The sequence below is a fragment of the Halomonas sp. SCS19 genome, assembly GCF_040147015.1.
Taxonomy (GTDB): Bacteria; Pseudomonadota; Gammaproteobacteria; order Pseudomonadales; family Halomonadaceae; genus Halomonas; species Halomonas litopenaei.
Window position 1 is genome coordinate 4,296,129 of record NZ_JAMSHN010000001.1, and the last position, 13,868, is coordinate 4,309,996.

A 13,868-nucleotide genomic window follows, 5' to 3' on the forward strand; every position below is an offset into this window, starting at 1 on the left:
CTTGTCGTTCGAATCTCACAGGTCGTGCTCCCCTCGCAGCGGCGCGGTGGAGCCGGCCATGGCCGTCAGTTGTGCGCGAAAGCCTGCAGCGACCCTGGGAGAGGCGCCGGAGGTCTCATCTGGCCCGCGCCAGCCGCCCTGGGCCAGCGCTGCTGGCTCGAGGCGATCGTCCTGGTCACCATCGGCGATCCATTCGGCCCCCGGCGGCAGCACAGGCCGGCCGTCATCTGCCGCGTCGCGGTTCGGCGCCTCGGCCGAGCCAGGTTGAGCGTCGCCCGGCGTCGAGCTTCGCGTCGGAATCGTCGGTTCGCCATCGGCACCAGCGGCGTTGTTCAGCAATTGTTCGCGGGTGGGAGCGTAGAGGGAGGGATCGGCCAGCAGGCCATCCGCCGTCAGGTCGGTGCGGCCGTGGCGGCCCAGCATCAGCAATTGATCCTGCTCGGCGTACAGGCGACTCAAGGCTACGCCGCGTAGCACGTACTGGCCTGGCACCTCACCCAGGCCGTTGGCCAGCGACGGGATCTGCGTCTCCAGCGGCCGGACCAGCCAGGGCTGGGCGCCGTGGGACAGGCGCAGGTAATCGAAGACCTGGCGGCTGTTGCGCTCGACTTCCGGGGTGACATAGACCACCGGGTCGACATCGCCAAGGGTGGCGCGCGACTGGCGCCCATCGTCCGGGCGCAGGAAGTGGGGGCCGGCGCCATCCCTGATCGGAATATAGGGTGCGGCGATATCCAGGGTCAGGGTCAGGGTGGCGGTGTCGCTGGCGCCGGCCTGGTCGGTCAGGGTGTAGACGAAGACCTCCTGCAACAGCGGACCCAGGCCGCTGGCGCGCAGCACCTCGCTGTTGGTGCGGTCGATAAAGTAGCGGTAGCTGCCGTCCGCCTCGATGATCAGGGTGCCGTAGCGGCCCGCCAGGCGCTCGCCGGGCGCCGCGCTGACGCCGTCCTGTGCCACCAGGGTGACCCTCTGGGTCTCGCCGTAGCGCTCGGCGTCGACGTCGGTGTCGTTGGGCAGCACATTGCCGGTGGCATCGGGGCGGCTCGCGCCTCCGCCGATGTCCACGGCGTCGCCGCTGTCGTCGCGGGCCGTCGGTGTATCGTTGCGCCCATCGATGGTGATCGTCAGGCTGGCACTGGCGGGGCCGCCCCAGCGGTCCTCCAGCGCATAGGTGAAGACGTCGACCAGGGTCTGGCCGCTTTGACGCAACGCCTGGACCTCCGGGTTGTCGTCATCGACCTGGTAGCGGTAGCTGCCGTCGGCCTCCATCACCAGGCTGCCGTAGCGGCCCTTGAGTGCCTTGCCGAGGGTGCCTTCGGTGCCGGCGCTTGGGTCATCGCCGGTGCGAACGCCGGTCACCGTCAGGTTGGGGCCGAGCAGGTTGACGCCGAGGTTGATGTCGCCATCGACGTCGCTGTCGTTGTCGAGCACGTTACCCACGGCGTCCGCCCCGGGCGTGGCGTTGTCGCGGCCACCGGCCTCCACCGCCAGGCCATCGTCGGTGCCGGGCACCGGCGCCTGGTTCTGGCCGCGCACGAACACCGTCAGTTCGGCCAGGTCCACCAGTCCCGCCAGATCACGGGCCTCGTAGGTAAAGACGTCACGGCGGAACTCCAGGGGGCCAAGCCCGAGGATCTCGGCGTTGGACTGGTCGACCGCGTAGCTGTAGCTGCCGTCGGTAGCAAGCGTCAGGGTGCCGTACTGGCCTGTCAGGGTTATCGTGCCGGCGCTGGGGGTGGACAGGGCCCCGCCTGCGGCCTCGGTGCCGGGGCGGGCGCCACTCACGGCCAGTTGGTCACCGGCGTCGATATCACTGTCGTTGTCGAGCACATTGCCGCTGGGATCACGGCCGGTGCCCTGATCGCTGTCGGCCACCGCCAGGGCGACGTTGTCGGCGGCCACCGGGGCATCGTCGCGTCCCTCGATGGTCACGGTCAGACGCGCCGTGGTGCTGGCACCCAGGGGATCGACGCTGCGGTAGACGAAGACCTCGGTGAGGGTATCGTTGGCGGTTCTTAGGGCCTCCACCGCCGGATTGCTGTTATCGACCACATAGGAAAAGCTGCCGTCGGCGTTCAGGGTCAGGGTGCCGTAGCGCCCGGCCAGCGGCTGGCCGGCGTTTACCGTGGTGGTGTTGAAGCGGACCTGATCGACACTCAGTGTCTGTCCATCCACGTCGTCGTCGTTGGTCAGGACATTGCCACTGGGGTCGTCACCTGGGGTGGCGTTGGCGGTACCCCCGGCTTCCACCGCGATGGCCTGGTCGGCCACCGGGCTCGGCGGATCGTTGGCGCCGGTGACGGTGACGACCAGCTCGGCCAGGTCCGGATTGCCGGCGGTGTCGATCAGCCGATAGGTGAAGGTCTCGCTCAGGGTGGCGCCTGCCGCCAGTGCCTGGACGGCGGCGTTGTCGCCGTCGACCACGTAGCGGTAGCTGCCGTCGGCGTCTACCGTGAGCCGCCCGTACTGACCATCGACGCTGGCGCTGACGCCACCGAGGCCGGTCATGGCGCCGCCGGCCGCCTCGCTGCCGGGGCGAATGGCGCCGATGGAGAGCGCACCCTGGTCGATGGTATCCACGTCACTATCGACCATGTCGCCGTCGTCATCAGCGATCAGATTGCCGGTGCCGTCCACCGCCGGCGTGGCGCCGTCGGAGGATGGCGCCTGGGCGCTGGTGGTGTTGTCGGTGGCGACGGGGTTGTCCTGGGCGCCTTCGATGGTGATGGTCAGCACCGCGATGTCATCGAGGCCCTCTGCGTCGGTGACCAGGTAGCTGAAGGTCTCGCTCAGGGTATCGCCCACCGCCAGGGCTTCGACGTCTGCGTTGTCGTCAGCGATGACGTAGGTATAGCTGCCATCCGGATTGATGGTCAGGGTGCCGTAGCTGCCGTCTACGGCGGTGGCGCCGGTGACCTCATCGAAACTGCCGAGGAGCTCATCGCCAACACGGATCCCGGACACCGCCTTGGTCTCGCCGTTGAGGTCGACGTCGGTATCGTTGGTCAGCACATTGCCGCTGGCGTCCTGGCCGGCGGTGGCATTGCCGATACCGCCCGCCTCGATGGCCACGCCGCTGTCGTCGACGCCCACCGGGGCGTCGTTGGCGCCTTCGATGGTGATGGTGATGGTGGCCTGGGAGGTGGCGCCCGCGCGATCGCCGATCTCATAGACAAAGGTCTCGGTCAGCGTATTGCCGCTCAGCCTCAGCGCCTCGACGTCAGCGTCGTCGTTGTCGAGCTGGTACTCCGCCGAGCCGCTCGAGGAGATCAGCAGGGTGCCGTAGCTGCCCTGGATACGGGTGGGCGAGGCGGGGTCGCTGTTGACCGCCTGCAGTGAGCCCGCGGTGGTGCCCGCCCGGACTACCGTCAGCACGTCGGGGTCGGCGTCACCTTTGTCGGGGTCTTTGTCGTTGCCGAAGACCAGGCCGTTGGGGTCGATGCCGCCGATATTGAAGCGCCCCCCGGCCTCCACGGCGGTGGCGCTGTCGTCGATGGCGACAGGGTCGTCGTTGACCGCGATGACCTCGATGGCCAGTGTATCGCGGTCGGTCAGGGCGTCGTCGATCTCCTCGCCGGGGATGCCGTTGCCGTTGTCCGGGTGATCGCCGAAGTTGCCGTTGTCGCTGGTGACGATGGTCAGGGTATCGTTGCCGTTGAAGTTGGCGTTGCCTTTATAGTGGAGGGTGGCGAGGGCGGCGTTGATCTCGGCGACGCTGCCGGTGAGGATCAGCTCGCCGGTGCCGCTGCCTGACACACTGGCGCCACCGGCGCTGGAAGCGTTCAGGGTGCCGTTGTTCACACTCAGGGTGGTGGTCAGGTCCTGGGCGGCGGGGGCGCTTGGGGCGCCGGGCGTCAGGGCGTCGGGGTCGGCAATCGAGATGCCGGTGATGGCAAATTCGGTGTCTTCGTTGCCGGAGGCCGGCGAGGCCGGCAAGGCGTGCACCGGGGCGTCGTTGAGTTCGACATAGCCGATATCGGCGTCGAAGTTGGTGGCGCCGTCGACGTTGCCGGTGATCAACGACAGGCTGCCGTCGCCGAAGGTGCCGCCGTCGGTGTCGATACGCGCCTTCAGCTCGCCGGCATCGGCGTCGGTGAGGCTTTCGCTGGCCGAGATGCGATAGCTGCCCTTGGGCAGCACGCCGAAGGAGTAGTTGCCGTTTGCGTCGGTGACGGTGGTGTAGCTGACGTCGTCGGCGTTACCGAAGGTATCATCGCTGCCTGCCCAGGTCAGGGTCACACTGACGCCGGCCAGGCCATCGCCATCGGGTGCGGTAATGTCGTCGGCGCTGAGGGTGTCATTCCACAGGGTGCCTTCGATCAGCCCGAGACTCGCCCCGGCGGTCAATACATAGTCATTGAGCCCGCCGCTTCCGTCGGTATCGGTACGCTCGCCCGCTGGTGTGCCGTCGTCGCCAACATCGCTGCCAGCAAAGCCATCGAAGCTGCCGTCGTCGGGCAGGCTGGACCAGGCAAGACGGGCCTCGGCATCATCGGCCGCCACCGGCGCGTTGTTGGGTACCTCGACGCTATAGGTGAGACTGACCTGGGTGCCCGGGTCGAGCCGCTCGAACGAGATGGTGAGCGCGTCGGCATCCGGGGCGGATACCGTCACCCCGGAGGGCAATCCGCTGTAGCTGCCGCTGCCGTCATCGAAGGTGGGGGTGTAGGTGGTGCCACCGATAGTAAGGCTGTCGAGGCGATAGTCATCGCCGTCGTCGAAGGCGTCGGTCAGCACCACATCGTAGGCGGGCATGCCTCCGTTCTGAGTAAAGGCAACGGTGACGCTGGCGGTGCCGGTGGTGTCATCCGGGGCAGGATCGAAGTCCACCACCGTCTTGGTCATTTCTTCGAAGGACGGCTCGACGATTCGTTCGTAGATTTCCTCGCTCTGGAAACTGGTGCCGTCGCGGCTTTCGGTCACGACCATGCCAAGCTCTGTCCCTGCCTGGTTGGTCGAGACGTTGTCGACCCGCACATTGAACTCGAGCGAAATGCCTTCCTTGTCGAGGTCGTTGTTGGTGTTGGTGATGGTGCCCAGGTCGATGGTCAGGGTGCGTCCATCGCCGCTGATGGTGTAGCGGGCAGGGTCGAGCACACCCTCCGGTCTGCCGCTCAGGTCGCTCTGGATGTACCCGGCCTCGGGGGACTGGCCATTGCCATCGACGGAATTGGCGCCGGTGTTAAGGTTGCTTGTCAGACCGCCACCGTTGGCGATGAAGGCCATCTTGATCTGGTTGGCCGTCTCCGGGAGAATGGTGAGACCTTCATCGACCTGAATCGTCAGTTGATAGTTGTCCGTAGTGCCTTCGGGCAGCAGCGCCACCACCCTGTAGCGGATGATTTCACCCACCGCGACGTCTTCGCGGGTGTCGCCGGTCGGGTCTGCAGCTGCGGTGCTGTCCAGCCCGCCGACGCGGGACACCTGCAGTGTCTGAGCGATCGGGATCGCCTGGATATCGATCTGACGATAGTCGTTGAGGGAGCCATCCCCCAGTTCCCCGTTGGCCCCTGTACGTTCGGTACCATTGCTGGAGCTGGTCTCGTCGAGACTGGTCCAGTCGACCCGGGCCTCGGAGGTGAGGTTCGCCAGATCCGCGGCAGTGGCGCCCACGGTGCCTCCGATGGTCAGGGTGATGGAATGGTCGGTACGCAGGTCGAGATCGAATCCACTCTTGAGGCTGAGTTGATAGCCGTCGGTGTCGTTGCCGGTGATCTCGAAGTCACCCACGGCGGGCCCGTTGGCGTCGCTGAAACTCACCGCCTCAAGGCTGACGCCGTCGAGTTCAGCAGGTAGCTGGACAGACAGCCCCAGGTCGAAGGCGTCGACCCCCGAGGTGTTCGAAAAGGTGACGGCGTACTCGATGGCGTCACCAGAGTCGACTCCGAGACCCGGGTCGGAGGGAGTGGTCAGCGCCTGTTCGATGCTGACCGTGGGTTCCACCAGGGTGGTGGTCGGGCCCGTACCGGGCTGACTGACGTCGCGATCCACGGCGGTGCTGCCGTTGACCTCATCACCGTCGACGTCCTGATAGGTCAGGCCCGCCTTGTGTTCGTGTTCGGTGCCTTGCTGGTTGTTGAGGGTGTTGGTGGCAATCAGGCGGACGCGCAGAACAAAGGTATTGTTGCCGGTGTCGTTGTCGCCGGTGGCGCCGGCGGCGCTGAAGGTGAACTGGCCATCGACGCCATCGACGCCATCGACGCCTAGGGGGCCGCCACTGCCGGCAAGGCCTGAGACGGAGACGCTGCCTGCGAAGTCGGCGCTCAGGTTGTCGCTGCCGGCGGCCAGGGTGATCAGTTTATAACCCGAGCCATTGTAGGAGGTATCCAGCGCCATGCCCGGCGGTATCAGGTCATTGACCCTGAGTTCCTGGGTAGTGCCTTCTGGCAGGGTCACCACGATGTCGTAGGGCATCGACTCGCCGACCACCAGGTCGGCGCCGTCGGTGTGGGTCTCGCTTGAATCGTCGTCAGTGGCGTCGCCGCCGACGGCGAAGGTGGTGGTGATGGTTGGCGCCGCCACCTGCTGGGTCGCGTCGTCATCGAGATCCGTCGGGGTAAAGTCGGTGCCGCCGTCGACGCTGGCGTAGTTGGTGAGCGTTGCCTTGGTGCCTAGGGTGCGACTGGCGCTGACCGTCGCGGCCACGGTCACGTCGTATGTGATGACGATGATGTTGGTGCCGGCGGCGTCGCTGGCGCTGCCATCCCGCCCGGCCTGCAGGGTGGCCTGGCCGCTGTCGTCGAGCAGGGTGATGGTGTTGCCACTGACGCTGTAGTCGGTGCCCTCGATCAGCACGCTGCCGTCACCGAGCGTCAGGGTCAGGTTGGCACTGCCCAGGCTGTCGCCGACGAAGACCAGGTCAGCGGGCAGCTCGACAACCGTCGTCACGTCGAAGGCGCCGCCGCCGCCGGTGTTCTCGAGCAGGGTGGCCAGGCGCAGGGTGTCGCCGGCGTCGATGTCGGTGACGTCGCCGTCCACCGCCGCCGGGTCGGTAATGCTGCCGGTGAAGGGCGCACCTGTCGTGTCGGGCGCATTCCAGCTGCCGCTGGTGCCGCTGACGCTGCCGTTGGTCGAGGACACCACCCCATGGGTGATGGTGACGACCGGCTCGGCCACCGACTGCACCTTGACCACGTCCTGGGTCACCAGTTCGGTCTTGTCGAGGGTGGTGGTCTGGCGCGATTCGGCCAGCACGTCCAGCGAGCGACCATCGGCGAAGGGCTGATCCCCCACCGTCATGGTAAAGCTCAGGGCGATGGTGCTGGCCTCTGTCGTGGTCAGGTCTGCCAGGGTAAAGACGATGGCGTTGCCGGGACCGCTCGCTACGCTGGTGATATCGCCCGCCCAGCTGTTGTCCGCTGCCAGGGACCACTGGCCGGGGCCAGTACCTTCCGTCCAGCTGATGCCCGAGGTGTCGAGCAGCGGCAGCGGCAGGTAGGCGATCAACTGGAAGTTTTCGTGGTCGCCGGTGACCAGCTCATAGCGCAGGGTGAAGGTCACCTCGTCGCCGGGGGCCAGTTCGCTGACGCCTCCTTCGATGGCGATGTCCACCTGGCTGGTGGGCACCGTCAGTTCGGTGCTGGAGTCGTCGGTCTCGCTATCGCCGGTCAGGTTGTTCGGGTTGAGCAGCAGGGTGGCATCGACCTCGGCGGCATTGCCTAGGCTGTCGCCTTCGTTGATGGTAGGGTGGTCGGTCACGTCCTCGTCTGCATAGGCGTCGTCGATGACCGCGCGATAGCTGATCAGCGCACGGGTGGCGCCGGCGTCGATCACCCCATCGAAGGCGGCGTCGCCGGCGAGCCAGGCCTGGTCACCCAGAGCGTTCTGGATCGACAGGGCGATATCGAAGCCAAGGGTGGTGGTGCCATCGGCATTGACGCTGGTGGTGACCACCAGATCGATGGTGGTGGCGTCATCACCGCTGTAGAGGATCAGCGTCGGGGTGCCCTCGAGGGTCTGGCCGTCGCCGAGGGTATCGGTGACGACAAACTGACCCTCGAGCTGGGTGTCCTCGCCAAAGGCGAAGTAGTCCGACAGCGCCATCTCCAGCTGGTATTCCAGGGTGTCACCCGGAGTCAGGCCGCTGGTGCCGGTATCGATGGCCAGGGTGGCGGTCTTTTCCAGGGTGATCGACTTGGCAACGAAGCTCAGCTCATCGCCGGTACCCTCGAAGCTGACCTTGCCGTCGGGATCGTCGGGATTGCGGTCGCGATCGTCCAGCGGCAGCCAGACGCCGCTGCCGGTGGGGGCGCCGAACTTGATCGTGGTGTCGTTGCCAGTCACCGGGTCGAGGACAGGGGCGCCGTTGGCATCGGTCTCCGGCACATAGAAGTCGACCCGGCTGGACTGGGCCTCGGTGAGGTTGTCGTAGGTCACCGTGTAGGAGGTGATGAAGGCATCGCTGTCGATCAGCGCCTGTATGGTCAGGTCACCGGTGTAGGTGTTGCCGCTGGCCAGGGTGATGGAGGTCAGGGTGCCGTTGCCGGGATCGATGGCGGTGACCTGAACGTTGTCCGGAACCGGCTGGGTGATGACTACGTCGGTCAGGGTCTGGGCGGTGGCCCCGGCGCCTGCCGGGCGCACCGTGGTGACCAGGCTGTGGGGGTAGTTCTCGCCGGTGGTGGTGTCGCCCTCGCTCATGTCGAGGCTCTGCTCCACCGCGATGACCGTGGGGGTGATGGTGAAGGCGACCGCGCTACCGAGCAGGCTGGGGTCCTGCTCCGGGTTGGACAGGGCATCGTTGCCGAGCTCGAAGCCGGCCATGGCCTGGATGACCAGGTCCGGGCTGCCGTTGGTCTGGGAGGTGTCAGCCAGCTCACTGAGCTGGCCGGTAAAGGTGACGTCGATGCTTGGCTGGTCGCTGGTCAGGCTGGCGAAGGGCAGCGCCGCCACCACCAGGGTGTCGCCGGCCTGGGCCCCATAGTTCGAGGCCAGCACGGTGATCGGTTCGCCATTGGCGTCCTTTGCCAGGGGATGCACCGCCTCGCCGTTGGCGTCGAAGGTCACCTGGTAGAGGTCGAGTTGCCCTCCCAGGTAGCTTGCCGAGGTGATGACAATGCCATCGTCGACCTCGGCGCCGGCGCCGTCCTTGCCGGTAGCGGGCACGATCAACTGGACAAAGGGGGCGTAGCCCTCCTGGGCGGTGGAGGCATTGGACACGCTGACGGTGAACTGAAATTCCTCGCCCAGCGGCACCTCCGCGGCAGATTCGCCGAGCGACGCCGTCGGCTCGGCGTCGGCCAGCAGGCCATCCAAGGGTGCCAGGGCGGCGAGTGCCACGCCACGGTCGTCAGCCAGTTGCCCCTGTTGACGCTCCAGTTCCCAGTCGCCGCCCAGGCCACTGTGGCCGGTATCATCGGTGGAGGCGCCCACGTCCATGCCGGTGGCGCTGGCGAGACCTTGCACCAGTTCGAGCCCTGCGTCGGTGGCGCCGATGCGACAGCCGTAGAGCAGCAGGTCGGCGTCGGCCGTCAGTGCCTCGCGCCACTGGCCGAGGCTCGCCGTCAGGCTCGTGAGAGTGTCGTTGCCGACCAGGGTATCGCCGAGCTGAAACTGGCCTGAGGCGCCGTGGCTGAAGATCTCCACGCTCTCGACCTGGTCCATGCCGGCCAGGGCAGCGGTGATGGCCTCGATACCGTTCTCGTCGGCGTCGACCTCGAGCAGTTCGGCGTCGTCGGCAAGACCCTCGCGGATCGTCTGGCGCTGGGCGTCGGAGAGGCGGGCGTCCACCACCACCAGATGGCGAGCCGGCGCTCCGCTACCACGGGGGCTGTCGCTGTCGCCCTGGGTGGCCGGTGCCTGGCCGTCGCCGTCCGTTGGCTGCTGGTTGGGTTTCCCACCGTCGCCATCGCTGGCGGGGTCGGGGGTGGCCGCCATGGCGCCATCGAACAGCAGGCGTGGCTCCAGCGCGATCAGCCGTGAACGAGTTCCCTTCATACCGACTCCTGCCTTTCCTTGTTGTCACTGTATCGATGGCAGATGACGCTTTTAATGCCATTTCTGCACAATACCCTAAACATAGACGTTGATTCTCATTCTGTGCCGAAAAAGTGGAGGAGTGGCTACGCGGATCAGGACGGTAGTGACAAGGCTATGGTAGGCGGCTGACGCCAAGGCCCCAGCCCTTCACTCGAGGGCTGGCAGGGCCCTTTTTTGGGGGAGGGCGAACGTCAGGAATGCCCGCTGAAGCAAATAACGTGAGGGTTAACGCTGAAAACGATGTGGAACCACTGACGTTTCCGGGGAGGAATGCCGGTGGGGGCGAGCCGAGCAGGCGCGTGAGGAAAAGAGGAAAAAGCGGCCTGTGCCGGCGGTCGATCGACATTGGCCGGCACAGGGAAAGGCGGGAAGGTCACATCGACATGGGCGTCGATGTCGGTGCGGATGGCGAAGCGACGTTACACCCGACGTGGTTGTCCAAAGGGGCGCCAGGCGCGACGTACCGGTTGTACCCCCGGGAAGTGGTGTTCGACCTGACGCAGGCACAGCGTCAGCACGATGGTCAGCAGCAGATAGACGGCGGCGATCAGCAGCAGTGGTTCGTAGGTCAGGAAGGTCTCGTCGCGAATGATGTTGGCCGCCTGGAGCAGATCCATCATGGCGATGGTCGAGACCAGCGGGATCGACTTCAGCAGCAGGATCATCTCGCCGGTGAGGGTGGGCAGACACAACTGTACCGCGCGGGGTAGCCACAGACGCCAGAATACCTGGAACGGGCTGAGGCCGAAGGCCCGCCCGGCCTCGCGCTCGCCTGGCGGTACGCTGAGCAGGGCGCCGCGCAGGATCTCGCCGCTGTAGGCGCCGACCGAGAGGGTGAAGGTCAGGGTGGCGTAGAAGAACGGGTCGCGCAGCAAGCCCCAGAAGATGCTGTCCTGGATGCCGGGGATGCCTTCCAGCAGTCGACCCACGCCGTAGTAGAAGAAGAACAGCTGCACCAGCAATGGGGTGCCGCGAATGACCGAGGTCACCGCCGTGGCCGTCCAGGCCAGCGGTCGGGGGCCCCTGATGCGTGCCATGGCCATGCCGACGGCCAGGGTGAGGCCGGCGATGGCCGATACCAGCAGCAGCCACAGGGTATTGATCAGGCCTTCGATGAGGTATTCCTGATAGAAAGGGTCGCTCAACCAGCTGAAGTCCATGTCAGGTCTCCCGGGGCTGGAGGTGAGAGTGGGGCTGGCCGCGTTTGACATGCCGTGAACGACCAAAGGGCGCAATGAAATGACACCAGCGCATATCAGGTCTCCCGGGGCTGGAGGTGAGAGTGGGGCTGGCCGCGTTTGACATGCCGTGAACGTCCAAAGGGCGCAATGAAATGACACCAGCGCATATCAGGTCTCCCGGCTCTGGGGCTGTCCACGCCTGACCCGGCGCTCGATCAGCGCGAAGACCAGGTTGGACGACAGCGTCATCATCAGATAGAGCACACCGGCGGCGGCGTAGAACAGAAAATGCGCACGGGTGCTGGCGGCGGCCTGTTGGATGGTGAAGAACAGTTCGCTGTAGCCGATCACGCTGATCAGGGCGGTGTCCTTGATCAGGATCAGCCAGAGGTTCGACATCCCTGGCAGGGCGTTGGGCAGCATCGCCGGCAGGGTGATGTGGAGAAAGCGTGCCCAGGGGGAAAAGCCGAAGGCGTCGGCGGCCTCGAGCTGGCCCTTGGGAATGGCGGAGATGGCGCCGCGGAACACCTCTGTCATGTAGGCGCCCTGGACGAAGGCCAGCACCCCCACGGCGGTGACGAAGCCGTTGATGGCGACCTGCCCGGGCAGACCCAGGGCGTTGGTCAGGGCGGTCAGAGCCTGGGAGCCGGCGTAGTAAAGCAGGATGATCAGCAAAAGCTCCGGCACCGCACGCACGCCGGTGGAATAAGCGCCGCCGATTCCGCGCAGCCAGGCGTGTCGAGACAGCCGGCAGGCGGCACCGACAAAGCCAAGCAGCACGCCGATGGCGTAGGCCAGGCAGGCGATCTGCAGGGTGGTGAGGGCGCCGTCGAGGATCGGTCCGGCCCAGTCGGCCAGCCCCTCCTGAGAAGCGTTGTTCATGGGGCATTCTCGTCGTGGGTGAAAGTCGCGATGGCAGGGGGCCTGGTGCGCATCCGGCGTCTGTTGCCGGCGTTCGACCAGGCCACGGCCTCAGGCAGAAGCGTCGTTCACACGAGCGCAGACATTTTCGTACAGGCCCTAGCCCACGCAGACGTCGGTGCCGAAGTAGCGCTCGGACAGCTCGCTGCAGATGCCCTGCTGATTGACCGCCTCGATGGCGGCGTTGACGTCCTCGGTCAGGGCGTCGTCCTCCTGGCGCAGGCCGATGCCGACGCCTTCACCGTAGGCCTCGTGGTGCGGCGCCGTGGCCTTGATCTCGAAGTCGGCGGCTTCATCGCGTTCGACCAGCTCGGTCATGGCGATCTCGTCGGCCAGGATCAGGTCCAGGCGGCCGGAGAGCAGGTCGCGATTGACCTGTTCGGCCTGGTCGTACAGACGGATGTCGACGCCGCTGTCGCGCAGGGCGCGACGGGCGTAGGTGGCGTTGGTGGTGGCGCTCTGCACCCCCAGCACCTTGCCGTCCAGGCCCTCGGGCGGCTCGATGTCCAGTGAGCGGGCGGCGACGTAGGCACCGGGCGTGAAGTAGTAGGGCGAGCTGAAGTCGATGACTCGCAGGCGCTTCTCGGTGATCGACATGGAGTTCATGATCATGTCGATGCGTCCGGCCTTGAGCGAGGGGATGATGCCACTCCAGCCGGTCGGGGTGATCTCGCACTGACGACCCATCTGGTCGCAGATGGCCGATGCCAGTTCCACCTCGAAACCGGTCCAGTCACCGTCGGAGGAGGTGTAGGTGAAGGGCGGATAGGGTTCGGCGGAGATGCCGATCTTGAGGGGCTCGCCAGCGTCCTGGTTGGCTTCCTGGTCGGTCGCATGGGCGCTGCCGATGGTGGCGGCGCCGAGGGTCGTGGCGAGCGCGACGCCCAGGGCAAGGCGACGAGCGAGGTCGGCTGACGGGCGCAGGGGATGGGATACGGTCATGGGAACTCCTGGTTGTTGTGTGACTGGCAGTCAAGCTGCGGGGGCGATGAAGCGCCGGCAGCGTTCGTTGTCGCTGTGTTCGAAGATGCGCTCGGGGGGGCCGGCTTCGCCGACGACGCCGCGGTCGAGAAACACGATCTGGTCGGATACCTCCCGGGCGAAGGCCATCTCGTGGGTCACCATCAGCATGGTGCGCCCCTCGTCGGCCAGGCCGCGGATGACCCCCAGCACCTCGTTGACCCTTTCCGGGTCCAGCGCCGAGGTAGGCTCATCGAACAGCAGGATCTCGGGCTCCATGGCCAGCGCTCGGGCGATGGCCACACGCTGCTGCTGGCCACCGGAGAGAAACGCCGGGTAGGCGTCGGCGCGCTCGGCTATGCCGACGCGCTCCAGATAGTGGGCGGCCAGGGCGTTGGCCTTCCTGCGTGAGATTCCCTTGACCCGCACCGGGGCCTCGCTGACGTTGCCGAGCACGGTCAGGTGCGGCCAGAGGTTGAACTGCTGGAATACCATGGAGACCTTGCCGCGCAGGCGTTGCAGCTGATGGCGACTGAGCGGCATGTCGGTATGGCTGCTGCGGGGGCCCTGCTCGGTGAAGCGGATGCGTTCATCGGCGATGGACAGGCTGCCCTGCTGGGGCCGCTCCAGCAGGTTCATGCAGCGCAGCAGGGTGCTCTTGCCGGAGCCACTGGCGCCGATGATGGTGGTCACGGTGCCTTCGGCGACGCTCAGGGAGACGTCGCGCAGCACGCTGGTGTCCCCGTAGCGCTTGACGAGGTGACGAGCCTCGACCACGGGGGAGGTCGGGCTCAAGTCGTCGCTGGTGGTGACGGATGGTGGCATAGG

5 protein-coding genes are annotated in these 13,868 nt (G+C 66.3%); all 5 read right to left on the reverse strand.

Annotation, left to right across the window (positions count from 1 at the left end):
* Nucleotides 1–15: 15 nt before the first annotated feature.
* The 5 genes from NFH97_RS18685 to NFH97_RS18705 all read right to left on the reverse strand — a co-directional run bounded on the left by NFH97_RS18685 (nt 16) and on the right by NFH97_RS18705 (nt 13,865).
* Nucleotides 16–9,936: a VCBS domain-containing protein gene (locus tag NFH97_RS18685; protein WP_349625347.1), complete on the reverse strand. Its 9,921-nt coding sequence runs from the start codon at nt 9,934–9,936 to the stop codon at nt 16–18.
* Nucleotides 9,937–10,397: 461 nt separating this feature from the next.
* Nucleotides 10,398–11,138 (reverse strand): ABC transporter permease, encoded by a 741-nt coding sequence (locus tag NFH97_RS18690; protein WP_253029240.1) that lies wholly within the window; start codon nt 11,136–11,138, stop codon nt 10,398–10,400.
* A 189-nt stretch (nt 11,139–11,327) separates the two neighbouring features.
* Nucleotides 11,328–12,041 carry an ABC transporter permease gene (locus NFH97_RS18695; RefSeq protein WP_222516740.1) on the reverse strand — a complete coding sequence of 238 codons (714 nt, stop codon included), beginning with the start codon at nt 12,039–12,041 and terminating at the stop codon, nt 11,328–11,330.
* 138 nt (nt 12,042–12,179) lie between these two features.
* A complete protein-coding gene (locus NFH97_RS18700) occupies nt 12,180–13,022 on the reverse strand; it encodes a transporter substrate-binding domain-containing protein (protein WP_124804820.1) in 843 nt (280 codons plus the stop codon).
* A 30-nt stretch (nt 13,023–13,052) separates the two neighbouring features.
* Entirely contained in the window at nt 13,053–13,865 is an 813-nt protein-coding gene (locus NFH97_RS18705) for an amino acid ABC transporter ATP-binding protein (protein WP_349625348.1), read from the reverse strand.
* Nucleotides 13,866–13,868: the final 3 nt, after the last annotated feature.

What these genes read in the sequence shown, in the direction of transcription:
- NFH97_RS18685 (WP_349625347.1), bottom strand. Translation starts at nt 9,936, where the DNA reads ATGAAGGGAACTCGTTCACGGCTGATCGCGCTGGAGCCACGCCTGCTG.
- NFH97_RS18690 (WP_253029240.1), bottom strand. Translation starts at nt 11,138, where the DNA reads ATGGACTTCAGCTGGTTGAGCGACCCTTTCTATCAGGAATACCTCATC.
- NFH97_RS18695 (WP_222516740.1), bottom strand. Translation starts at nt 12,041, where the DNA reads ATGAACAACGCTTCTCAGGAGGGGCTGGCCGACTGGGCCGGACCGATC.
- NFH97_RS18700 (WP_124804820.1), bottom strand. Translation starts at nt 13,022, where the DNA reads ATGACCGTATCCCATCCCCTGCGCCCGTCAGCCGACCTCGCTCGTCGC.
- NFH97_RS18705 (WP_349625348.1), bottom strand. Translation starts at nt 13,865, where the DNA reads ATGCCACCATCCGTCACCACCAGCGACGACTTGAGCCCGACCTCCCCC.